Annotated in this window: 23 protein-coding genes; 17 read left to right on the plus strand and 6 right to left on the minus strand. The window is 57.1% G+C overall.

Annotated elements, in window-relative coordinates; translation table 11 throughout:
• The first annotated feature begins 402 nt into the window (after positions 1-402).
• From zwf to pgi, 3 genes are read left to right on the plus strand one after another with little or no spacing between them, the layout of a single operon-like run.
• Positions 403-1854 (plus strand): glucose-6-phosphate dehydrogenase, encoded by a 1452-nt coding sequence (gene zwf / locus I3V23_01415; protein QPI85695.1) that lies wholly within the window; start codon positions 403-405, stop codon positions 1852-1854.
• A gap of 4 nt (positions 1855-1858) precedes the next feature.
• Positions 1859-2530 carry a 6-phosphogluconolactonase gene (gene pgl / locus I3V23_01420; GenBank protein QPI86627.1) on the plus strand — a complete coding sequence of 224 codons (672 nt, stop codon included), beginning with the start codon at positions 1859-1861 and terminating at the stop codon, positions 2528-2530.
• Positions 2531-2533: 3 nt separating this feature from the next.
• The gene (gene pgi / locus I3V23_01425) at positions 2534-4141 is read left to right on the plus strand and encodes a glucose-6-phosphate isomerase (protein QPI85696.1); all 1608 of its coding nucleotides are present in this window, start codon (positions 2534-2536) and stop codon (positions 4139-4141) included.
• Here pgi and I3V23_01430 read toward each other — a convergent pair.
• A complete protein-coding gene (locus I3V23_01430) occupies positions 4138-4614 on the minus strand; it encodes a DUF2938 domain-containing protein (protein ID QPI85697.1) in 477 nt (158 codons plus the stop codon). The genes pgi and I3V23_01430 overlap by 4 nt on opposite strands.
• 25 nt (positions 4615-4639) lie before the next feature.
• Entirely contained in the window at positions 4640-5329 is a 690-nt protein-coding gene (locus I3V23_01435; GenBank protein QPI85698.1) for a fumarylacetoacetate hydrolase family protein, read from the minus strand.
• Between the two features lie 307 nt (positions 5330-5636).
• Between I3V23_01435 and I3V23_01440 the strand changes: the two genes are divergently transcribed.
• The 12 genes from I3V23_01440 (at position 5637) to I3V23_01495 (ending at position 14476) form a co-directional block, all read left to right on the plus strand.
• Positions 5637-6611, plus strand: coding sequence for an ABC transporter substrate-binding protein (locus I3V23_01440; GenBank protein QPI86628.1), 975 nt, complete (start codon positions 5637-5639; stop codon positions 6609-6611).
• Between the two features lie 75 nt (positions 6612-6686).
• Entirely contained in the window at positions 6687-7481 is a 795-nt protein-coding gene (locus I3V23_01445) for an ABC transporter ATP-binding protein (GenBank protein ID QPI85699.1), read from the plus strand.
• Positions 7478-8245 carry an ABC transporter permease gene (locus I3V23_01450; protein ID QPI85700.1) on the plus strand — a complete coding sequence of 256 codons (768 nt, stop codon included), beginning with the start codon at positions 7478-7480 and terminating at the stop codon, positions 8243-8245. Before I3V23_01445 ends, I3V23_01450 begins: the two co-directional genes overlap by 4 nt.
• A 359-nt stretch (positions 8246-8604) precedes the next feature.
• On the plus strand, positions 8605-9258 hold the full coding sequence (locus I3V23_01455) for an urease accessory protein UreD (protein ID QPI86629.1): 654 nt from the start codon (positions 8605-8607) through the stop codon (positions 9256-9258).
• Positions 9259-9261: 3 nt separating this feature from the next.
• Complete coding sequence (locus I3V23_01460) at positions 9262-9564, plus strand: urease subunit gamma (GenBank protein ID QPI85701.1); 303 nt, start codon at positions 9262-9264, stop codon at positions 9562-9564.
• An 18-nt stretch (positions 9565-9582) separates the two neighbouring features.
• Positions 9583-9750 (plus strand): peptidase M23, encoded by a 168-nt coding sequence (locus I3V23_01465; protein QPI85702.1) that lies wholly within the window; start codon positions 9583-9585, stop codon positions 9748-9750.
• Positions 9747-10052, plus strand: coding sequence for an urease subunit beta (locus tag I3V23_01470; GenBank protein ID QPI85703.1), 306 nt, complete (start codon positions 9747-9749; stop codon positions 10050-10052). Before I3V23_01465 ends, I3V23_01470 begins: the two co-directional genes overlap by 4 nt.
• Positions 10052-11764 carry an urease subunit alpha gene (gene ureC, locus I3V23_01475; protein ID QPI85704.1) on the plus strand — a complete coding sequence of 571 codons (1713 nt, stop codon included), beginning with the start codon at positions 10052-10054 and terminating at the stop codon, positions 11762-11764. Before I3V23_01470 ends, ureC begins: the two co-directional genes overlap by 1 nt.
• A gap of 14 nt (positions 11765-11778) precedes the next feature.
• A complete protein-coding gene (locus tag I3V23_01480) occupies positions 11779-12267 on the plus strand; it encodes an urease accessory protein UreE (GenBank protein ID QPI85705.1) in 489 nt (162 codons plus the stop codon).
• Positions 12221-12907 (plus strand): urease accessory protein UreF, encoded by a 687-nt coding sequence (locus I3V23_01485; GenBank protein ID QPI85706.1) that lies wholly within the window; start codon positions 12221-12223, stop codon positions 12905-12907. The genes I3V23_01480 and I3V23_01485 overlap by 47 nt, the downstream gene beginning before the upstream one ends.
• Positions 12904-13548 (plus strand): urease accessory protein UreG, encoded by a 645-nt coding sequence (gene ureG / locus I3V23_01490; protein ID QPI85707.1) that lies wholly within the window; start codon positions 12904-12906, stop codon positions 13546-13548. Before I3V23_01485 ends, ureG begins: the two co-directional genes overlap by 4 nt.
• A 112-nt stretch (positions 13549-13660) precedes the next feature.
• The gene (locus I3V23_01495; GenBank protein ID QPI85708.1) at positions 13661-14476 is read left to right on the plus strand and encodes a (S)-ureidoglycine aminohydrolase; all 816 of its coding nucleotides are present in this window, start codon (positions 13661-13663) and stop codon (positions 14474-14476) included.
• Here I3V23_01495 and I3V23_01500 read toward each other — a convergent pair.
• Positions 14471-14953, minus strand: a complete 483-nt coding sequence (locus I3V23_01500) for an ureidoglycolate lyase (GenBank protein ID QPI85709.1) — start codon at positions 14951-14953, stop codon at positions 14471-14473. The genes I3V23_01495 and I3V23_01500 overlap by 6 nt on opposite strands.
• Entirely contained in the window at positions 14950-16362 is a 1413-nt protein-coding gene (gene puuE / locus I3V23_01505; protein ID QPI85710.1) for an allantoinase PuuE, read from the minus strand. The genes I3V23_01500 and puuE overlap by 4 nt, the downstream gene beginning before the upstream one ends.
• Positions 16363-16537: 175 nt before the next feature.
• On the opposite strand from puuE, the gene uraH reads away from it, so the two are divergent.
• The gene (uraH, locus tag I3V23_01510; protein QPI85711.1) at positions 16538-16891 is read left to right on the plus strand and encodes a hydroxyisourate hydrolase; all 354 of its coding nucleotides are present in this window, start codon (positions 16538-16540) and stop codon (positions 16889-16891) included.
• Here the strand turns inward: uraH and I3V23_01515 are convergent.
• Positions 16888-17805, minus strand: a complete 918-nt coding sequence (locus I3V23_01515; GenBank protein QPI85712.1) for a LysR family transcriptional regulator — start codon at positions 17803-17805, stop codon at positions 16888-16890. The genes uraH and I3V23_01515 overlap by 4 nt on opposite strands.
• Before the next feature lie 104 nt (positions 17806-17909).
• On the opposite strand from I3V23_01515, the gene I3V23_01520 reads away from it, so the two are divergent.
• Positions 17910-19136, plus strand: a complete 1227-nt coding sequence (locus I3V23_01520; GenBank protein QPI85713.1) for a urate hydroxylase PuuD — start codon at positions 17910-17912, stop codon at positions 19134-19136.
• On the opposite strand, the gene I3V23_01525 is transcribed toward I3V23_01520, so the two are convergent.
• On the minus strand, positions 19133-19948 hold the full coding sequence (locus tag I3V23_01525) for an IclR family transcriptional regulator (protein ID QPI85714.1): 816 nt from the start codon (positions 19946-19948) through the stop codon (positions 19133-19135). The genes I3V23_01520 and I3V23_01525 overlap by 4 nt on opposite strands.
• Positions 19949-20021 lie beyond the last annotated feature (73 nt).

Here is a 20021-nt window from a genome sequence, read left to right on the forward strand (position 1 = left end):
CTAATATCGCCCCAATGTCAGAGGCGATGCCCGACAGGGCGGAAAAGGTCAAGCCAAAGCCAGATGACATGAGTGTGACAAAACTCTTGACGGATCGTTGCAAATGATAAAATGTCGCAGGCACATTGAATACGCGCGAGCCCCGAAAGGGAGTTTCACGTCGCGTTGAGGCTCAAGCGGAGGGGAGGCCGCTTGAGCCTTTTTCATTTTACGCCGCGCCACAGCGCGCGAAAATCTGCCCCGCCGCTTTGCCAAATCTTCAGGCTCTGCTAGACTTTGGGTTCGAGATTGGCTAAGCCCGCCTTAGCTTTCGTTAGCGCTAACGTAAATCGCGGCCAAAGGCGGCAATAACCTGTGAATTTCCCAAAGAATTTGGGTCAGATGCAGGGCAAAGGAGAGAAAATGGTTTCGCGCGTCATTCCAGTTGAAGATTTTGATCTGGTCATTTTTGGGGCGACAGGGGATCTGGCGCGGCGCAAAATCCTGCCTGGACTTTATCGGCGCTTTCATGACGGGCAAATGCCGCCCGAGGCGCGGATCATCGGCGCAGCGCGCACATCCCAAGATGACGTAGCCTTTCGTGATTTTGTCCGCGCGGCCATTGCCGAATTCACCCCCGAAGCCAGACGCGATGAAACCAGCCTTGCCGCGTTTTTGCAGCGTTTGAGCTATGTCGCCATTGATGCGCGCGGCACGGATGGATGGGCCGATCTCGCGGGAACAATGCGTGATGGTGTCGTGCAGGCCTTTTATTTCTCGGTCGCGCCCGCCTTGTTTGGCGATCTGGCCGAACGTCTGCACACCCATAAAGTTGCGCGCTCTGACGCGCGGATTGTGGTGGAAAAGCCCTTTGGTCATGATCTGGCCACCGCCAAGGCCTTGAACGCAACTCTGGCCGAGCATTTTGACGAAGGCCAGATTTACCGCATCGACCATTATTTGGGTAAAGAAACGGTGCAAAACCTGATGGCGATCCGCTTTGCGAATATCCTGTTCGAGCCGCTGTGGAACGCCCAATATGTCGACCATGTGCAAATCACTGTGGCCGAAGAGGTCGGTGTTGGCGGGCGGGGGGCCTATTACGATAAATCAGGCGCGATGCGTGATATGGTGCAAAACCATTTGATGCAGCTTCTGTGTTTGACCGCGATGGAGCCACCCAATCATTTTGACCCTGATGCGGTGCGCGATGAAAAGCTTAAGGTGATCCGCGCACTCGATCCTGTGCGCCCCGAGGATATTGTGCGCGGCCAGTATAAAGCAGGCGATAAGACAGCGTCTTATTTGGACGATGTCGAAGACCCCAAAAGCCGCACAGAAAGTTTTGTGGCCATGAAGGTGCATATCGCCAATTGGCGGTGGAACGGCACGCCATTCTACTTGCGCACAGGCAAACGGATGCGCGCGCGGATGTCCGAGATTGTGATCCATTTCAAAGAACCGCCCCATTCCATTTTTGATGAGGATGCAGGGACGAAGCCCAATGTTTTGTCTATTCGCCTGCAGCCTGATGAGGGCATTGATCTAAGCGTCACCATCAAAGAGCCAGGCCCAGGGGGGATGCGTTTGGTCGATGTGCCGCTTGATATGACCTTTGCCGAGGCGCTTGGGGCGGATGCGGCCGATGCACCCGATGCTTATGAGCGGCTGATCATGGATGTGATCCGTGGCAATCAAACGCTATTCATGCGCGGCGATGAGGTTGAGGCAGCTTGGCGTTGGACGGATCCAATCATCCAAGGGTGGCAATCGCGCAATGAGCGCCCCGTGCCCTATCAGGCCTTTAGCACAGGGCCAGAAGATGCGCTGATGTTGTTGCATCGCGATGGGCGGCGTTGGCGTGAGGTGGGCTGATCTCATGGAATTGATCACCTATCCCGACCGCGATCTATTGATGATGTCCTTGGCGGATCGTATCGCCTCGGAATTAGGGCAGGCCTTGCGCATGGCGGGGCGTGCCTCGCTCTGTGTTCCAGGCGGCACGACACCGGGCCCTGTGTTCAAAACCTTGGCCGAAGTGGATTTGGCTTGGCGCGATGTTGCAGTCTTTCTCAATGATGAACGCTGGCTTGGTGAGGATAGCCCACGCTCCAACACAAGACTTTTGAGGGAAACGCTATTACAATCAAAGGCATCCGCGGCAAAGTTAATTCCCTTATTTAACGGCGCCGATACGCCAGAGGATGGCATCCCCGATCTGACAAACGGGCTGTTGCCGCATTTGCCGATCACAGTTTTGCTGTTGGGGATGGGCGCAGATATGCATACCGCAAGCCTCTTTCCCGATGGGGATAATCTCAACGCAGCTCTCAGCGCAGATGCGCCGCCCCTGATGGCGATGCGGGCCGCAAATGCGGGCGAGCCGCGGATCACCTTGAGCGCCCCCGTGCTGAAAGCCGCGCTGCATTGCCATATCTTGATCACAGGGCCAGAAAAGCGCGCAGCACTTGAGCGGGCCGCAGACTTGCCTGAAGATCAAGCACCAATTGCCACTGTTTTAAAGACCGCCACCATTCATTGGGCTGAGTAAATCATGACCATCTGGACAGAGCTTTCCACCGCGTGGGATCACCTGCGCAGCACCCGTATGTCGCAGCTTTTTGACAATGATCCTGCCCGCGCTGCGCGGTTTTTGGCCAAGACGGGCGATATGATGTTCGATTTTTCTAAGACACATATCACCGATGAGGTGCTGTCACTCTTGGTGGAATTGGCGCGCAAGTCCAATGTCGAAGAAAAACGCACGGCGATGTTCGCGGGCGAAAAGATCAATGAAACCGAAGGTCGCGCGGTGCTGCACACGGCCTTGCGCGCGCCCTCTGGCCCGATCATGGTGGATGGGGTGGATGTTCTGCCTGCCGTGCAAGAAACCCGCGCCCGTATGGCACAGTTCGCCGATGATCTGCGCGCAGGCCGCTATAAGGGGCAGGGCGGCAAGATCACGGATGTGATCAATATTGGGATTGGCGGGTCTGATCTGGGCCCTGCGATGGCCACGCTTGCGCTTGCACCTTATCACGATGGGCCGCGCGTGCATTATGTGTCAAACGTGGATGGGGCACATATCAACGACACGCTGCAAGGGCTTGATCCAACAACAACTTTGGTCATTGTGGCCTCGAAAACCTTTACCACGATTGAAACCATGACCAATGCGCAAACGGCGCGCGATTGGATGGCGCAGGCGGTCAACGAGCCTGCCGCGCAATTCGTGGCCCTGTCCTCTGCCACGGATAAAACAGCGGCCTATGGTATTGATCCGTCCCGCGTGTTTGGGTTCGAGGATTGGGTCGGCGGGCGCTATTCCCTCTGGGGGCCAATTGGCCTTGGGGTGATGCTGGCCATTGGGCCAAAACAGTTTGACGAATTCCTTGCGGGTGCGGCGGCCATGGATGCCCATTTCCGCGAGGCTGATCTTCCCGAGAATATGCCCGTATTATTGGCCTTGGTCGGGCTGTGGCACAATCAGGTTTGCGGTCATGCGACCCGCGCGGTGTTGCCCTATGACCAACGCCTATCGCGTCTGCCCGCCTATTTGCAGCAATTGGAAATGGAATCGAACGGCAAGGGCGTGTCTATGGATGGGCAGGATTTGCCATATCATTCAGGCCCGATTGTTTGGGGCGAGCCGGGCACAAATGGGCAACACGCGTTTTATCAGCTGATCCATCAGGGCACGCGTGTCGTTCCGTGCGAATTTATGGTGGCCGCCGCAGGGCATGAGCCTGAATTGGCGCATCACCATACCCTGCTCTTGTCGAATTGCTTGGCGCAATCTCAGGCCTTGATGCAGGGCCGTAGCCTTGAGGTGGCGCGCGGCATGATGGCTGCAAAAGGCCTGTCTGGTGCGGAATTGGAACGCCAAGCGCGGCACCGCGTTTTCATGGGCAATCGCCCGTCAACCACGCTGATCTACCCCCGCCTGACCCCGTTCACCTTGGGGCAGATCATCGCCCTTTATGAGCATCGGGTGTTTGTGGAAGGGGTAATTTTGGGGATCAATTCCTATGACCAATGGGGGGTGGAATTGGGCAAAGAACTGGCTTTGGCGCTGCAACCCGCCGTTGAAGGCGCGGCGGGGGCAGAGGGGTTAGACCCTTCTACCGCAAGCCTGTTGCGCTATATCCACGCGCATCGTTAACCAAGCGCCACCGCGCCCATCCACATTCCAAGGCCAAAGACCGTATGGGCCATAAGGCCCAAAACCCGCCCCTTCCATGGGGCGGCGGTTTTGGCAAGCGCCCATCCAAGCCCGAGGCCTGGATGCAACAAAAACCATCCCGCCCCGATGGTCAGGATCGCGAAAATCCAAAGCGGCAGGAAATTGGGCGCGCTTAACCACGCTTGGCCCATGATCCCCAAAAACAGCGCACCATAGACCGCACCGACCGCATAGTGGAAAATCCAACCAATTAGGCGTTCGCGGGCCACGGGGGTGCTGGTATTGATATCAGCGTGAAACACTGTCCCGCGCCCCAAATGCGCAACCCAACGGCCCACATTGCCCCAATTGGGCGCAGGGATGCCCGCAATCCGTGTCAGGATGACCGCCCAGATATCCATCGCAACAGTGCCACAGATGCCCATGATGAGGCCCAGTGTGATGACGCTCATTTTCTCTTCTCCCCTGCTTGCAGGTTCAGGTCACGCGGACGCGCAACGTGCCCAGACCTGCAACCTTTCCTTCCATCACATCGCCGCGCGCCACGGGGCCAACCCCCGCAGGTGTGCCCGTTAGGATCACATCCCCTGCCGCCAATTCAAAATATTGCGACAGATAGCGAATGATTTCGGGCGTTTTCCAAATCATTTGCGCCAAATCCCCCTCTTGGCGCAGCGCCCCATTCACATGCAGCGTGATCTCTCCTGTGCTGGGATGGCCCACTTGGGCCACTGGCAAAAGCGGGCTTATCGGGGCGGAGTGCTCAAAGGATTTACCGATCTCCCAAGGGCGGCCTAATTTCTTGGCCTCGCCCTGCAAATCGCGCCGTGTCATATCAAGCGCCACGCCATAGCCCCACACATGGGATAGCGCGTCTTCAAGTGCGATATCGCGCCCGCCTGATTTCAGCGCCACCATCATTTCGATCTCATGATGCAAGTCAGACGTGCCAACAGGGTAGGGCATCTCGCCTGACGCATCCAAACTGTCTGGATTTTTCTGAAAGAAGAACGGCGGCTCGCGGTCGGGATCATGACCCATTTCAATCGCATGGGCGGCATAATTGCGCCCGATGCAATACACGCGGCGAACAGGAAATACGCCGCCCCCCTCCACGGGAATCATTGGGTGCGGGGGGGCAGGGATCACAAAATTATCTTGGTTCATTTGGGCTATTTTCTTTTTCAGTTCTCACGCGACTGCCACGCTAGGGGCTTGGGGTTCGCTTGGCAATTGGAGAAAAATTTAAGGGAATTTTACAAATTCTTCATCTATCAGCTTCGCGGTTTGCTTTTTTTCTAGGCAAAATTTCTGGAACTGCCTAATCTTTAACAGGCCTTCGTCATGGCGCGCCGTCTTGCCCATGCCGCGGATTGACCGCAGGCGGGTGGGATCATGAGGTGGCTTCACAGTGCTGCATTGGATTGGAGAATAAGCCGTGCTTCGTAAAACACTACCACTGATCGCCGCAGGGATGATTGCAACCACCCCTGCCTTCGCCCAAACCGATATCCCCTTTACGCTCGATTGGCGGTTTGAGGGGCCATCTGCGCCTTATTTCTTGGCTATCGATAATGGCCATTTCGCAGATGCAGGCCTTGATGTTGAGATTTCTGCAGGCGAAGGGTCGCTTGATGCGATCCCCAAGGTTGCCACGGGTGCATTTCCCATTGGGTTTGCCGATATCAACTCATTGATCCGCTTCCTAGATCAAAACCCTGGCGCCCCTGTGACCGCCGTTATGATGATCTATGACAGCCCACCTTTCTCGATTGTGGGTCGTAAAAGCCTTGGGATTAACGGGATTGAAGATCTCGAAGGCTCTACCCTTGGTGCACCGCCCCCTGATGGGGCATGGGCGCAATTCCCGATTTTGGCAGCCGTAAATGGTATCGATGTCAGCACAATCACGGTCGAGCCTGTTGGCTTCCCCACGCGCGAGCCATCTTTGGCCGAAGGCACAGTGGACAGTGTGACGGGCTTCAATTTTAGCTCCTATCTCAGCGCCGCACGTTTGGGCGTGCCTGAGGATGATCTGACCACGATCCTTTTCGCGGATCACGGGGTTAAACTTTATGGCAACGCGATCATCGTAAACACGGATTACGCCGCCGCGAACCCCGAGATTGTGACCGCGTTCTTGGGTGCGGTTGTCGATGGTGTGCGCGATGCTATGGCTGACCCTGCCGCAGGCGCAGCTGCCGTAATCGCGCGCAACCCTGCAGGCGATGTTGATTTGGAAACGCGGCGTCTGCAAATGGCGCTCGATGCGAATATCGCAACCGCTTATGCGCTTGAAAATGGCATGGGCGATATTGACCCTGCCCGCATGGCTGAGGCGCTTGAGCAGATGACCATCGTTTACGATTTCCAAAACGCGCCTGACGCATCGCTCTATTTCACCGATGCCTATCTGCCCCCCGCTGAGGAGCGCAGCTTGGCCCAATAAAGCCAAACCATAAGACAATAAAGGGCCAGCGCGACCTGATCTCGCTGGCCCAATTTTTCAGGGATAAAGGCACAGATGGCGTTTCAAATAGAATTAAAAGGGGTCACTCATGCCTATCGCACGGCATCGGGGCCTTTGCCCGTTCTTGATGATCTCTCTTTGCAGATTGAAGAACATTCATTTTGCGCGGTGGTTGGGCCTTCGGGCTGTGGGAAATCCACGCTGACGCGATTGGTGTCAGGGCTGATGCGCCCTGACCAAGGCGAGGTCTGGTTGTCAGGTCAAAAGGTAACAGGGCCACGCCCCACAGTGGGGATGGCGTTTCAAAACCCCGTTCTGTTGGAATGGCGCACAATTTTGGAAAACGTGCTTCTGCCCTTGGAGATTGTCAAAACCCCAATGAGCCGCGCCGAGGGCGAGGCGCGCGCGCGCCATTTGTTGGAATTGGTGGGGCTCAAAGGGTTTGAGGGCAAGAAACCCTCCGAGCTTTCAGGGGGGATGCGCCAACGGGCCTCCTTGTGCCGCTCTATCATCCATAAGCCCGATGTGCTGATCTTGGATGAACCCTTTGGGGCGCTTGACGCCTTCACCCGCGAAGACCTGTGGTGCACCATGCATGATCTGCGTGCGGAAGAGCCCTTTACCTGCCTGTTGATCACCCATGATCTGCGCGAAAGTGTGTTTTTGGCAGATCAAGTGGTGGTTCTCTCGGGTCGCCCCGCCCATGCCCAACATATTTTGCAGGTTGATCTGACGGGCAAGCGCAGTCTTGAAGATCTCTACAGCAAAAAAGCGGTCGATATGTTGGCCGTGCTGCGCCACCAAATTCAACTGGCGCAAGGTCGCGTTCCTCAGGAGGGCGCAGCATGAATGATAAGTTCCTTAAAATCGGCGTGCCGATCCTGTTCATCGCGGCTGTGATTGCCATCTGGGAATGGTTGGTCTGGTTCTATCAACTGCCCAATTATCGCATGGCCTCACCTTCGGATTTGATCCCAAAATTTTGGCAATTCCGCGAATTATTCGTTGTGGCCTCGTGGGAAACGCTTTGGCGCACAGTGGTGGGTTTGGCCTTGGCGGTGGTGTTTGGCACAGGGTTGGGGATGATCATGGGCTTTTCGCGCATCGCGCGCGAGGGGTTATACCCGCTCTTGGTTGGCTTCAACGCGATCCCCAAGGCGACAGTGGTGCCGATTGTGGCGCTGATCTTCGTGGGTCAGCATGATTTCAACACCGTGCTTATCGCCTTTATGATCTCGTTTTTCCCGATTGCAGTCTCTGTCTCAATCGGATTGTCCACGCTAGAACCTGAATATCGCGATATTTTGCGCGCACTTGGTGCCTCGAAATTCACGATTTTCTGGAAAATTGCGTTGCCCAAAACCCTGCCCGAATTTTTCGGGGCGTTGAAGGTTGCTGTCACCTTGGCCTTTATTGGCACAAATTTGATGGAAATCGTCAGCCCGCATGGTCGCGGCCTTGGGGCGTTGTTCGATTCAGGGCGGATTAGCGCAGATTATCCATTGATGTTTGCGGTGCTGTTCATGTTGGCCGCCCTTGGCATCTTGCTGTTCTATGTGGTTGTGGCGCTTGAGCGTATCTTTGCAGGATGGGCAGAGCGCGCGCCAAATTGACCCGAGTGATTTGGCCCCCGCAGGCACGCGCCGCGGGGGCTTTTCATTTCGCGCTATTTTTGGGCGCAGATCAAAATTTCGATTAAAATTTAATCAATCATCCGCGGGGGCCGATTGGGGCCAAGCGCGCCTCTTTTCCTTGCTGCCCGAGAGGGAAATCGTGGGTCAGACGTGCAATCCACCATCAAGGCCGCCTCCGCGTGACTGAAACTTTGCCCATATCGCCACCATGCGCCCCCCCGCGTGCAAAGGGGGCTTTGCGTGTGGCTTTGGGGCCCTCGGGGCGATTACAGGATTTTCGGGCCGAAGGATCATTGCGCGCGCTGTTTCCGCGCCGCGAAGGCACCGTTGAGGCGGTGATGATCAACACTGCTGGCGGCATCACAGGCGGGGATCGCTTCGCCATTGTGGGCGATGTGGCGGGCGGGCATCTGACGTTGACCACGCAATCGGCCGAACGCATCTATCGCGCCGCAACGGGCCGTGGTCAGGTCAGCACGCAGTTAACCATTGCAGCAGGGGCTGCGCTGTCATGGCTGCCGCAGGAGGTGATCTTGTTTGATGGCGGCGCGCTGCGGCGGCGCCTCTGCGTGGAGATGGCCGAAGACGCGTATCTATTGGCCGCAGAAAGCGTTATCCTTGGGCGCGCTGCGATGGGCGAGGTGGTGCGACAGGGCTATCTGCAAGATCACATCAGCATCACCCGCGCAGGGCGTCCCCTCTATCGCGATGCGCTGCGGATGGAGGGTGATCTTCACGCCCATCTTGCGCGTGCCGCCATCGGGCAGGGGGCTGCGGGATTTGCCACGGTGATATGTGCCGCGCCTGGTGCCTGCGCCAAGCTTGAGATGATCCGCACCCTGTTGCCCCAAACCGCTGCCGTATCAGCCCCGCAAGCGGATTTATTGCTGCTGCGCATTCTAGCCGAAGATGGGTTTGGCCTGCGCCGCACTTTGGTGCCCGTTTTGCGCGCCTTATCCCCCCATGATCTTCCCCGTTCTTGGAGCCTGTAAGAGATGAACCTCACCCCCCGTGAAAAAGATAAACTGCTAATCTCGATGGCCGCTGAGGTGGCCCGCCGCCGCCTTGCGCGGGGGGTGAAGCTGAACCATCCCGAGGCAATCGCGCTGATCACCGATGCGGTGGTCGAAGGGGCCCGTGATGGCCGCAGTGTGGCGGATTTGATGCAGGCAGGGGGCCATGTCATCACGCGCGATCAATGTATGGAAGGCGTGCCTGAGATGATCCACGAGGTGCAGGTCGAGGCCACATTTCCCGATGGCACAAAATTGGTCACTGTCCATAACCCTATTCGTTGAAGATAAAGGAATAAATTCATGAAAACTATGATCCTTTCTGCCCTGTCCCTCATGCTTGCTAGCCCTGCAATTGCGCATGAGGGTCTGCATCTTCACCCGCATGGGGTCGAACCTTGGGCCGTGGCGCTTGGCGCTCTTGGCGCAATTGGATTGGCTGTTTTGATCATTGCGGAGCAGCGGAAATGATCCCGGGCGAGTTGTTTGTTGTAGAAGGGGATTTGACCCTGAATGCGGGTGCCGCGGCGATGACTGTCATGGTTGCCAATACGGGCGACAGGCCTGTGCAAGTGGGCAGCCATTATCATTTCGCTGAAACCAACCCCGCGCTAGAGTTTGACCGCAAGGCCGCCCGTGGGATGCGCCTTGATATTGCCTCAGGCACATCGGTGCGGTTCGAGCCTGGTCAGCGCCGCGAGGTCACTCTGATCCCGATTTCTGGGGCGCGGCGGGTCTTTGGCTTTAACGCCGCAATCATGGGGGATTTGTGATGCCTGCCTCAATTTCGCGCCGCGATCATGCAGGGATGTTTGGGCCGACCACAGGCGACCGACTGCGCCTTGCCGATACAGATTTGATCATCGAGGTCGAGCGTGATCTCACAGGCCCCCATGGGGAGGAGGTCAAGTTTGGCGGCGGCAAGGTGATCCGCGATGGTATGGGCCAATCGCAACTGACCCGCGCTGAAGGGGTGATGGACACAGTCATCACCAACGCGTTGGTGGTGGATTACACAGGGATTTATAAAGCGGATATTGGCCTGAAGGATGGGCGCATCGCCGCCATCGGCAAGGCGGGCAATCCCGACACGCAGCCCAAGATCACCATCCCCATCGGCGCAGGCACCGAGATCATCGCGGGCGAGGGGCGTATCCTGACCGCAGGCGGGTTTGACAGCCATATCCATTACATCTGCCCGCAGCAGATCGAAGATGCGCTGCATTCGGGCCTGACCACGATGTTGGGCGGGGGCACGGGGCCTGCGCATGGCACGCTTGCCACCACCTGCACGCCTGGGCCGTGGCATTTGGGGCGGATGTTGCAGGCGGCGGATGCCTTTCCGATGAACCTTGCCTTCGCGGGCAAGGGCAATGCCAGCCTGCCCGCCGCCCTTGAGGAACAGATTATGGGCGGGGCTTGCGCGCTGAAACTGCACGAAGATTGGGGCACAACGCCTGCTGCAATCGATTGCTGCCTCAGCGTGGCCGATGCGATGGATGTGCAGGTGATGATCCATACCGACACGCTCAACGAGTCGGGTTTTGTCGAACATACGATCAAGGCGCTGAAAGGCCGCACGATCCATGCCTTCCACACCGAAGGGGCGGGGGGCGGTCATGCGCCTGACATCATCAAAATCTGCGGCGAGGCACATGTGATCCCGTCCTCAACCAACCCAACACGGCCCTTCACCGTGAACACGGTCGAGGAACATCTCGATATGTTGATGGTCTGCCACCATCTGGACAAATCCATCCCCGAAGATATCGCCTTCGCCGAAAGCCGCATTCGCCGCGAAACCATCGCCGCCGAAGATATCCTGCACGATATGGGCGCGTTTTCGATCATTGCGTCTGACAGTCAGGCGATGGGGCGGGTGGGTGAAGTGATCATCCGCACATGGCAAACGGCGGATAAGATGCGCAAACAACGCGGCCGCCTGCCCGAGGAGACGGGCGAGAATGACAATTTCCGCGTCCGCCGCTATGTCGCGAAATACACGATCAACCCCGCCATTGCGCATGGAATTTCGCATGAGATTGGCTCGATTGAGGTTGGCAAGCGCGCCGATCTGGTGCTGTGGTCACCTGCCTTTTTCGGGGTCAAGCCTGAGATGGTCTTGATCGGCGGCACGATTGCCATGGCGCAAATGGGTGATCCCAATGCCTCAATCCCAACCCCGCAGCCCGTCTATTCGCGGCCCATGTGGGGGGCTTATGGGCGTTCGGTGGAACGCGGATCGGTCAGTTTCGTATCCGAGGCCGCGCAATCGCGCGACATCAAATCCGCGCTTGGCCTCGCCAAAGCGACCCTTGCGGTGCGCAACACACGCGCCATCGGCAAGGCAGATATGAAGCTGAACACCGCCACCCCACAGGTCGAGGTGAACCCTGAAACCTATGAGGTGCGCGCAGATGGGGAATTGCTGATCTGCGAACCTGCCGAGGTGCTGCCAATGGCGCAGCGCTATTTCCTATTCTGAAAAAGGGGGGAAGGATGACTGATCTACCCTTGTGCCATGAGGTGATGCGCGGGCCTGTCACGGGCGTGGCCCTTTCTTTTGACACGATCACGCTGGATTACGAGGCGCGGTTCTTACGCCGCAAGCGCCTTATCAGCGATGGTGGGCGGGCGTTTTTATTGGATTTGGCGCAGACCACATCGCTGGACGCGGGGGATGTTTTGGTGCTGACCGATGGTCGCCGCATTGCAGTGCGCGCCGCCCCTGAGGCGGTGTTGGTCATCCGTGGTGAAAACTTAGCGCGTCTCGCGTGGCACATTGGCAATCGCCACACCCCTTGCGAGATTGGACAGGGCTGTCTGATCATCCGCCGCGATCCCGTAATCGCGCATATGTTGGGGCAACTTGGGGCGGATTTGGTGGAAGAAACCCGCCCCTTCACCCCCGAGGGCGGGGCCTACGGCCATGGGCGCACCCATGCCCATGAACATGGCGCAAGCGCGCATATGCCCCATGCGCATTGATGCCGATTATATCACACTGGCGCAGTGGGTTTCGCCTGCCTTCCCTGTGGGGGGCTTTGCCTTTAGTCATGGGATTGAGGCCGCCATTCAAGACGGGCTAATCACATCTGCCGATGATCTTGAGGATTGGTTATGTGACCTGCTGCATCATGGCACGGGGCGCAATGATGCGATTTGGATCGGGCTTGGCGCCAAAGCCGAGGGGCATGGCGCCTTGATCGCACTCCAAGATGAGGCCCGCGCATGGCAGTTTGCGGCCCCCCGTCTGCGCGAGGCGCAAAATATGGGGGCCAGTTTCAGCGCCTTGATGCGCGATGTTTGGGGGCAGGAGGGCCTGCCTGATCTGTTTGTGCCAATCGCGCTAGGCTTTGTGGCCGCACAGCGCGGGATTGCGCCCGCCGATGCGGCGGCCCTCTATCTTCAGGGGTTTTTCGCAAATCTTGTCGCTGCGGCGCAACGCTTGATGCCCTTGGGGCAGGTGGCGGCACAAGGGATATTGGCGCGGCTTTCGCCCCAGATTACCGCCCTTGCCCCGATTGCTGAAACCGCAAGTTTGGATGATTTGCACAGCACCGCCTTTCTTTCTGACATTGCCGCCGCACACCACGGGTTGGCCCCTGCGAGGATGTTTCAATCATGACCAATCTTTCCCCAAATGGCCCGCTTCGAATTGGGATCGGTGGCCCTGTTGGCGCGGGTAAAACCACGCTGACCGCAAGGCTCGCCGCGCGTCTGAAAAACCAGTTTTCCATTGGTGTCATCACCAATGATATTTACACCCAAGAGGATGCAGAGGCGCTGATGCGGATGCAGATCCTGCCCCTTGATCGGATCATTGGGGTTGAGACAGGGGGCTGCCCCCATACGGCCATCCGCGAGGATGCCAGCATCAATTTGGCCGCGATTGCGCAAATGCAGGCGCGCCACCCTGACCTTGAAATCGTGTTGATCGAAAGTGGCGGCGATAACCTATCGGCGACATTCAGCCCTGAATTGGCGGATTTGACGATTTATGTGATTGATACGGCATCGGGCGAGGATATTCCGCGCAAAGGCGGGCCTGCACTGACACGCTCGGATATCTTGGTGATCAACAAAACTGATCTCGCGCCTTATGTCGGGGCGCGGCTTGAGGTGATGGAGGCTGACGCCACCCGCGCACGCGCAGGGCGGCCCTTCGTGATGGCGCAATTGCGCAATGAGCAGGGCGTAGAGAAAATCGTTGATCTGATCCTTGAGATGGGCGGCTTGCCTAAGGTGCAGTCTGCAAAAATTGCCTAATAGAGTGCTGTGATTGTCAAAGAAACCCGAAAACTGCCTTCGTGCTTTTTGGGTGCGACAGCGCCGCAACAAGCGCCTATCATAGTCTCAGTTTTCAATGTGAGTTGCCTTTATGAGCCCCAAATATTTCGCCCCCACAGGCGGCCATCCCCCGCAGGAACAGCTTTTGACAGATCGTGCGGTCTTTACCGAGGCCTATGCCGTGATCCCACGCGGCACGATGCGCGATATTACCACCAGTTTCCTGCCCTTTTGGGAGAAAACCCGCCTTTGGGTGATTGCGCGGCCCCTGTCGGGCTTTGCTGAAACCTTTTCGCATTACATCATGGAAGTCGCGCCCGAAGGTGGCAGCGCGCGCCCTGAAACCGATGAGGAGGCCGAAGCGGTTCTTTTTGTGGTGGAGGGCGAAGCAAGCCTGACAGTGGATGGTCAAACCCATCTGTTGGAGGAGGGCGGTTACGCCTATTTGCCGCCTGCCCATGCATGGGAATTATATAATCGTGGGCAGTCGCCTTTGCGGTTTCATTGGATCAGAAAGGCCTATCAAGAGGTTGAAGGTCTTGATCACCCTGATGTTCTAATCTTGAACGAGCGCGATATCGCGCCCACGCCAATGGCGGGCACAGAAGGGAAATGGGCCACCACGCGCTTTGTTGACCCGGCTGACCTGCGCCATGATATGCATGTGACCATCGTGACATTTGAGCCTGGCGCGGTGATCCCGTTTCTGGAAACCCATGTGATGGAGCATGGTCTTTATGTGCTAGAGGGCAAGGCCGTCTATCGCCTCAACACGGATTGGGTCGAGGTTGAGGCGGGCGATTATATGTGGCTGCGCGCCTTTTGCCCGCAAGCCTGCTATGCAGGGGGGCCGGGCAAGTTCCGTTATCTGCTCTACAAAGATGTGAACCGCCACATGCCCTTATGAGGTGGCAATAATCACCTCATCAGGCAGCCAATATTCTTCTAAATTGGGGCCTTCGCCGATGCGGTCGATGACCGCGAAAAGACCAGGGTCATAAAGCGGCGTCAGCACCCCATGCCAGACGCCGCGATGAATATTGATCGCTTGCCCGGCCTCGGTCAGGAAGGCGCGGATGTTCTGCGGTGTCCCGTTTTGATCTTCGGCCACGACCACCAAAAACGGCTGGTGGCTCATCGGAACAAAGGCCTGAGATCCTTCAGAGTGCCGCTCGACCAGATCAAGCTTTAAGGGCAAATCGCGCTTTTCTGCGTGAAAGATACTGATCCCCGCACGCCCATCCGAAAAATCCATCCGCGCGCGGTCGTGGAAACGGCCACATAGGCCTTGATTGATGATTTTATCAGGCGTGCCTTTCGCCTCAAGCAGATCGCCAAACGGGGCGAAGGCATCGGCGCTCATGGGTTCGATGATGATTTTCATTGTGCGAACCGATCTATCAGACGCAATTCTGCGATACGCTCGACCTGACGGCAGGCTTCGGTGAATTCCACATCGCGCGATTGCGTCACCCGGCGCTTGAAGGCCTCCAAGATACTGGCCTTGGTGTTGTCGCGCACGGCGATAATAAAGGGAAATCCGAAGGCTTCGGTATAGCGGTCATTCAAGGCGGTGAATTCGGCGCGTTCTGCATCTGTCAGGCTATCAAGCCCGACTGAGGCCTGCTCGGCGGTGGAGTCTGCCGTCAGACGCTTGGCCGCGGCCAGTTTCCCCGCCAGATCAGGGTGGGCTTGCAACACCCCAAGCTGTTCCGCCGCACTGGCGCTGCGAAAGGCGCGCGCAAGAACCGAATGAACCCCCGCCGCGCAATCATGTGCGGCACCAAGCTCCATCTCAAAGGCACGTTCAGCAATCCACGGGCTATGCTCAAACATGCCTCCAAATTCGGCGACAAATTCCTCCCGTGTCATTTGCGAGGGGGTCATGCGCGCGGTCACGGGGTGGGTCGCGGCCCAATGATCGGCAATCTCCGCGCGAGTAGCAAACCAAACGCCCTCATGTGCTTGGAAATGCGCAAGCGCGCGTTTCAGCGCCAGCGCACGGGCAGGGCGCCCTGCAAGGCGGCAATGCAGACCGATCGACATCATCTTGGGCGCGCCTGCCGCCCCTTCGGCGTAAAGCTGATCAAAGGTGTCGATCAAGCTGCGCTCAAATTGCGCGCCTTCGGTGAAACCTGCTTGGATTGCAAAGCGCATATCGTTGCAATCCATTGTATAGGGCACGATCAGTTGATCCTTGCCGCCCGCCTTGACCCAATAGGGCAGGTCATCGGCATAGCTGTCTGCGATATAGGCCAGATCCCCCTCTTGCGCGGCAAGATCCACAGTGTTCATGGAGCAGCGCCCCGTATACCACCCGCGTGGCGGGGTTCCGGTCACCTCGGTATGCAGGCGGATGGCCTCGCGGATTTGCGCGCGCTCCTCTTCGGGGGGCATATCTTTGTGTTCCACCCATTTCAGGCCGTGGCTGGCAATTTCCCAACCCGCCTTTTTCATCGCCGCCACCTGTTCGGGGCTGCGGGCAAGGGCCGTGGCCACACCATAAACTGTCACGGGTAGGTCGGACATCATGGAATAAAGCCGCCAAAACCCTGCACGCGCACCATATTCGTAGATCGACTCCATATTCCAATGGCGCATCCCAACCCATGGTTGCGCGCCTGTGATCTCGGATAAAAAAGCCTCGGAGGCAGCATCGCCGTGCAGGATATTGTTTTCGCCACCTTCCTCGTAATTCAGCACGATCTGCACAGCGATTTTCGCGCCATTGGGCCAAGCGGCATGGGGCGCATCTGGCCCGTGGCCGCGTAAATCTCGGGGGTAGCGTGTCATATCAGCCTCGTTTGTTTTTCTATGGCATAATGCAGATAATCGCAGATGATTTTAAAAAAAATCTATAAGCACTCTTTTGATCGCTCTGCACTGTATCAGGCGCATAATCTCGCCTATCATGGGCGCAAGTTTTGAGATTTTCTAGGGTTCATTTACAGGCAAAAGGACGCGCGCGATGGCGGGATATTTGACCACCCATGTTTTGGATACGGCAACGGGCCGCCCTGCGGCAGGCATGAAAATTGATCTTTATCGCATCAGCGGTGCTGGGGCGGAGTTGATCAAAACTGTTGAAACCAACGCAGACGGGCGCACCGATGCGCAGATTTTGCCAAGCGCGGAATTTGCGCGCGGGGTTTATGAGCTCTGCTTTCACGCAGGCGCCTATCTTGACGCGCAAGGCGTGCCACCCGAAAGCCCCCGTTTCTTGGATATGATCCCGATCCGCTTTGGCATGTCAGAAGACACGCATTACCACGTGCCGCTTTTGCTGTCGCCTTTTGGCTATTCCACCTATCGCGGCAGTTAATCGCGCGCGCTGTTGCGGATCACATCCCCCACGCGGTCAATCATGAATTCCATGAAAAGCCGCGTTTTGGGGTCTTGTCTGCGCCGATGGGTGAAAAGACAGGCCATTTGAATAGGGGCGGGTGGGGTTTCTGTTGCCACGGGCACAAGCGCGCCTGAGCTGAGATGCTCGGCCACCTCAAAGATGGGTTTCATTACAATCCCATGCCCCGCCAAAGCCCAGTCTGTCAGGACATCGCCATCATCGGATTCGTAACGCCCGGCCACGCGGAACCGCTCAAACCCTGCTTTGGTTTGCAACCGCCATTGAAATTCCTTTGCCCCTGGAAAGCGCAAGTTGAGGCATTCATGTCGCTCGGTCACGAGATCAGCGCCTGATTTGGGCATCCCCCGCGCCGCGATATAGGCAGGCGCTGCACACAATACCCGCGCGACATCCGCAATCTTGCGGATGCGCAGATTGCTATCCTCGGGTTCCCCGAGGAAAAACGCCAGATCAAGCCCTTCGGTGGTCAGATCAATCTTGCGATCTGACAGGCGCAGACGCACATGAATTTCAGGGTATTGCGCGATAAAATCTGGCACATGGGGCGCGATCAAGCGCCGACCCACCCCCAAAGGTGCGGCCACATAGAGACTGCCTTTGAGGTTCTCTGTGATGTTGACGATCTGCGCTTCGGCATCCTCGACCGATTCCAAAATCCGCGTTGCCCCCCTATAAAAGGCTTGGCCCTGCTCGGTGGGGGTGAGGTTGCGGGTTGTGCGCTGAAACAGACGCACGCCCAAATGTTCCTCAAGTTGAGAAATCCGCGAAGATGTCACGGCAGGTGAGATGCGCAAATCGCGCCCTGCCGCCGACATTGACCCAAGCTCGTAGACACGGACAAAGGTTCGGATATTATCAATATAGGACATTGTTTTGCTTTTTTTGATACTGCTTGGCGTTTGCCCGTAATAGCAGAATAAACCTCAGCCGCCTAGTATGCAGGAAAGACAAGTAACAACAGGGAGATGCCGGTATGTATGATCTGGCCATCATTTGGGATTGGATCGCGTTTTCCGTCAGGTGGCTGCATGTCATCACGGCGATGGCGTGGATTGGTGCATCCTTGTTTTTCATTGCCTTGGATTTGGGGCTGCGGCCTGTGCCAAATATGCCCAAAGGGGCCTATGGCGAAGAATGGCAGGTGCATGGCGGCGGCTTTTACCACATTCAGAAATATTTGGTCGCCCCTGAAAACATGCCCGAGCATCTGATCTGGCACAAATGGCAAAGCTATATGACTTGGGTCTCAGGTGCAGCTTTGTTGATGATTGTTTATTGGGTCGGGGGCGAGTTGTTCTTGCTTGACCCGACAAAGGCCAATTTGGCGCTGTGGCAGGGGATTTTGATCTCAGGCGGCTCGTTGGCCTTGGGGTGGGTTCTGTATGACCAGCTTTGCAAATCGCCTTTGGGTGAGAACCCTACGACCCTGATGTTGATCCTGTTTGTGATCCTTGTGGTGATGTCTTGGGGGTATCATCAGGTCTTTACGGGGCGGGCGGCGCTGCTGCATTTGGGGGCCTTTACCGCGACTATTATGACGGGGAATGTGTTTTTCCAGATCATGCCGAACCAACGCATTGTGGTAGCAGATCTCAAGGCGGGGCGCACGCCTGATGCGAAATATGGCAAGATCGCCAAGCTGCGCTCAACCCATAACAATTACCTCACGCTGCCCGTTATTTTTCTGATGCTGTCCAATCATTATCCGCTCGCCTTTGCGACCGAATATTCGTGGATCATTGCAAGCTTGATCTTCCTGACGGGTGTGACCATTCGCCATTATTTCAACACGATGCACGCCACGGGCAAGGGGCCGCATTGGACATGGGCGGTCACGGTCTTGCTGATGATTGTCATCGCTTGGCTGTCAATCCCACGCACGGCAGAAACCTACGAGGCCGCAGCAAGCCGCGCCTTGACGCCCTATGAGGCCGAGATGGTCGCGGCAGACGGGTTTGAAGAGGCCTATTATGCCGTGATCGGCAATTGCTCGATGTGCCATGCCCGTGAACCCGCATGGGATGGTATCCGTTGGGCCCCGAAAAATGTCTATCTCGAAACCGAGGCGGATGTGGCCCGTCATGCCAGCCAGATTTATACTCAGGCGGGCGTTTCCCATGCGATGCCGCCCCCAAATGCCTTTGCAATGGATGATGAGGCGCGCCGCGCCATCGTGGCATGGGTGCAGGCCGCGCGCTAGGGGCAGCGCCCCCCAATGGCGGCGGTGACCTGATCGGCGGCTTCGCGCACCATGCCGCCAAAATCCATGGAACGTGTCAGCGACAGCCGAAATGCGGGGCCAGAGATTGAGATGCCCGCCACAGGTTCGCCATGCACATTGAAGATCGGGGCTGCAATGCAGCGCATTCCTTCGGCGCGCTCTTGGTCATCAATGGCAAATCCGCGCGCACGGGCCTGATCGAGATCGGCGCGCAAGGCTGCCTCATCTGTTAGGCTATGCGCGGTAAAGGCCGACAAGCCCCGTTTGAGGATGATTGACTGCACATGGGCGGGCGGAAGCCATGCCAATAACGCCTTACCAATTCCAGAGACATGCATCGGCGCGCGGGTTCCGGGTGGAAAAAAGGCGCGGATCGCTTCGTGGGTTTCGACTTGCGTCAGGAATAAAACCTCATCCTGCATTTCGACACCCAAATTTGCCGTCTCGCCCGTTTCGCGCATCAGCCGCGTCATGCCTGCGCGGGATCGTTCCACAACATTGGTGCGGCGCAAAAAAGCAGACCCGATTTGAAAGGCGCCCGCGCCGATATGCCAGACCTGCTGCATCTCATCGCATTCGACCATCCCGCGCGTCTGCAATGTGGTCAACGCGCGATAGAGCGTTGCGGTGGCCTGACCCGTTTCCTCGGCCAGTTCAGACAGCCGCAAACCAGGTTTTTGTGCCACCACCTCCATCACGGCAAGCGCGCGATCTAGGGCCTGCACCGTGTTTTGTTCGGTCTTGTCATGAAAGGCCTTCGGACGGCCCCTTTGACGCGTGGTTGATGTCATATTTGCGGCCCTTTCATTTGCAAAGAGAGAAGTGAAAAACTGCAACGCATTGAATTTTATGATGAAAAAGTAT

It is taken from the genome of Rhodobacterales bacterium HKCCA1288, assembly GCA_015693905.1.
GTDB lineage: Bacteria > Pseudomonadota > Alphaproteobacteria > Rhodobacterales > Rhodobacteraceae > M30B80.

What these genes read in the sequence shown, in the direction of transcription:
- I3V23_01515 (QPI85712.1), bottom strand. Translation starts at nt 17,805, where the DNA reads ATGTCCTATATTGATAATATCCGAACCTTTGTCCGTGTCTACGAGCTT.
- I3V23_01525 (QPI85714.1), bottom strand. Translation starts at nt 19,948, where the DNA reads ATGACATCAACCACGCGTCAAAGGGGCCGTCCGAAGGCCTTTCATGAC.
- ureC (QPI85704.1), top strand. Translation starts at nt 10,052, where the DNA reads ATGCCTGCCTCAATTTCGCGCCGCGATCATGCAGGGATGTTTGGGCCG.
- I3V23_01435 (QPI85698.1), bottom strand. Translation starts at nt 5,329, where the DNA reads ATGAACCAAGATAATTTTGTGATCCCTGCCCCCCCGCACCCAATGATT.
- I3V23_01520 (QPI85713.1), top strand. Translation starts at nt 17,910, where the DNA reads ATGTATGATCTGGCCATCATTTGGGATTGGATCGCGTTTTCCGTCAGG.
- I3V23_01480 (QPI85705.1), top strand. Translation starts at nt 11,779, where the DNA reads ATGACTGATCTACCCTTGTGCCATGAGGTGATGCGCGGGCCTGTCACG.
- pgl (QPI86627.1), top strand. Translation starts at nt 1,859, where the DNA reads ATGGAATTGATCACCTATCCCGACCGCGATCTATTGATGATGTCCTTG.
- I3V23_01485 (QPI85706.1), top strand. Translation starts at nt 12,221, where the DNA reads ATGCCCATGAACATGGCGCAAGCGCGCATATGCCCCATGCGCATTGAT.
- I3V23_01460 (QPI85701.1), top strand. Translation starts at nt 9,262, where the DNA reads ATGAACCTCACCCCCCGTGAAAAAGATAAACTGCTAATCTCGATGGCC.
- pgi (QPI85696.1), top strand. Translation starts at nt 2,534, where the DNA reads ATGACCATCTGGACAGAGCTTTCCACCGCGTGGGATCACCTGCGCAGC.
- I3V23_01440 (QPI86628.1), top strand. Translation starts at nt 5,637, where the DNA reads ATGATTGCAACCACCCCTGCCTTCGCCCAAACCGATATCCCCTTTACG.
- I3V23_01470 (QPI85703.1), top strand. Translation starts at nt 9,747, where the DNA reads ATGATCCCGGGCGAGTTGTTTGTTGTAGAAGGGGATTTGACCCTGAAT.
- I3V23_01500 (QPI85709.1), bottom strand. Translation starts at nt 14,953, where the DNA reads ATGAAAATCATCATCGAACCCATGAGCGCCGATGCCTTCGCCCCGTTT.
- I3V23_01450 (QPI85700.1), top strand. Translation starts at nt 7,478, where the DNA reads ATGAATGATAAGTTCCTTAAAATCGGCGTGCCGATCCTGTTCATCGCG.
- I3V23_01465 (QPI85702.1), top strand. Translation starts at nt 9,583, where the DNA reads ATGAAAACTATGATCCTTTCTGCCCTGTCCCTCATGCTTGCTAGCCCT.
- zwf (QPI85695.1), top strand. Translation starts at nt 403, where the DNA reads ATGGTTTCGCGCGTCATTCCAGTTGAAGATTTTGATCTGGTCATTTTT.
- I3V23_01495 (QPI85708.1), top strand. Translation starts at nt 13,661, where the DNA reads ATGAGCCCCAAATATTTCGCCCCCACAGGCGGCCATCCCCCGCAGGAA.
- I3V23_01455 (QPI86629.1), top strand. Translation starts at nt 8,605, where the DNA reads ATGATCAACACTGCTGGCGGCATCACAGGCGGGGATCGCTTCGCCATT.
- I3V23_01445 (QPI85699.1), top strand. Translation starts at nt 6,687, where the DNA reads ATGGCGTTTCAAATAGAATTAAAAGGGGTCACTCATGCCTATCGCACG.
- I3V23_01430 (QPI85697.1), bottom strand. Translation starts at nt 4,614, where the DNA reads ATGAGCGTCATCACACTGGGCCTCATCATGGGCATCTGTGGCACTGTT.
- uraH (QPI85711.1), top strand. Translation starts at nt 16,538, where the DNA reads ATGGCGGGATATTTGACCACCCATGTTTTGGATACGGCAACGGGCCGC.
- ureG (QPI85707.1), top strand. Translation starts at nt 12,904, where the DNA reads ATGACCAATCTTTCCCCAAATGGCCCGCTTCGAATTGGGATCGGTGGC.
- puuE (QPI85710.1), bottom strand. Translation starts at nt 16,362, where the DNA reads ATGACACGCTACCCCCGAGATTTACGCGGCCACGGGCCAGATGCGCCC.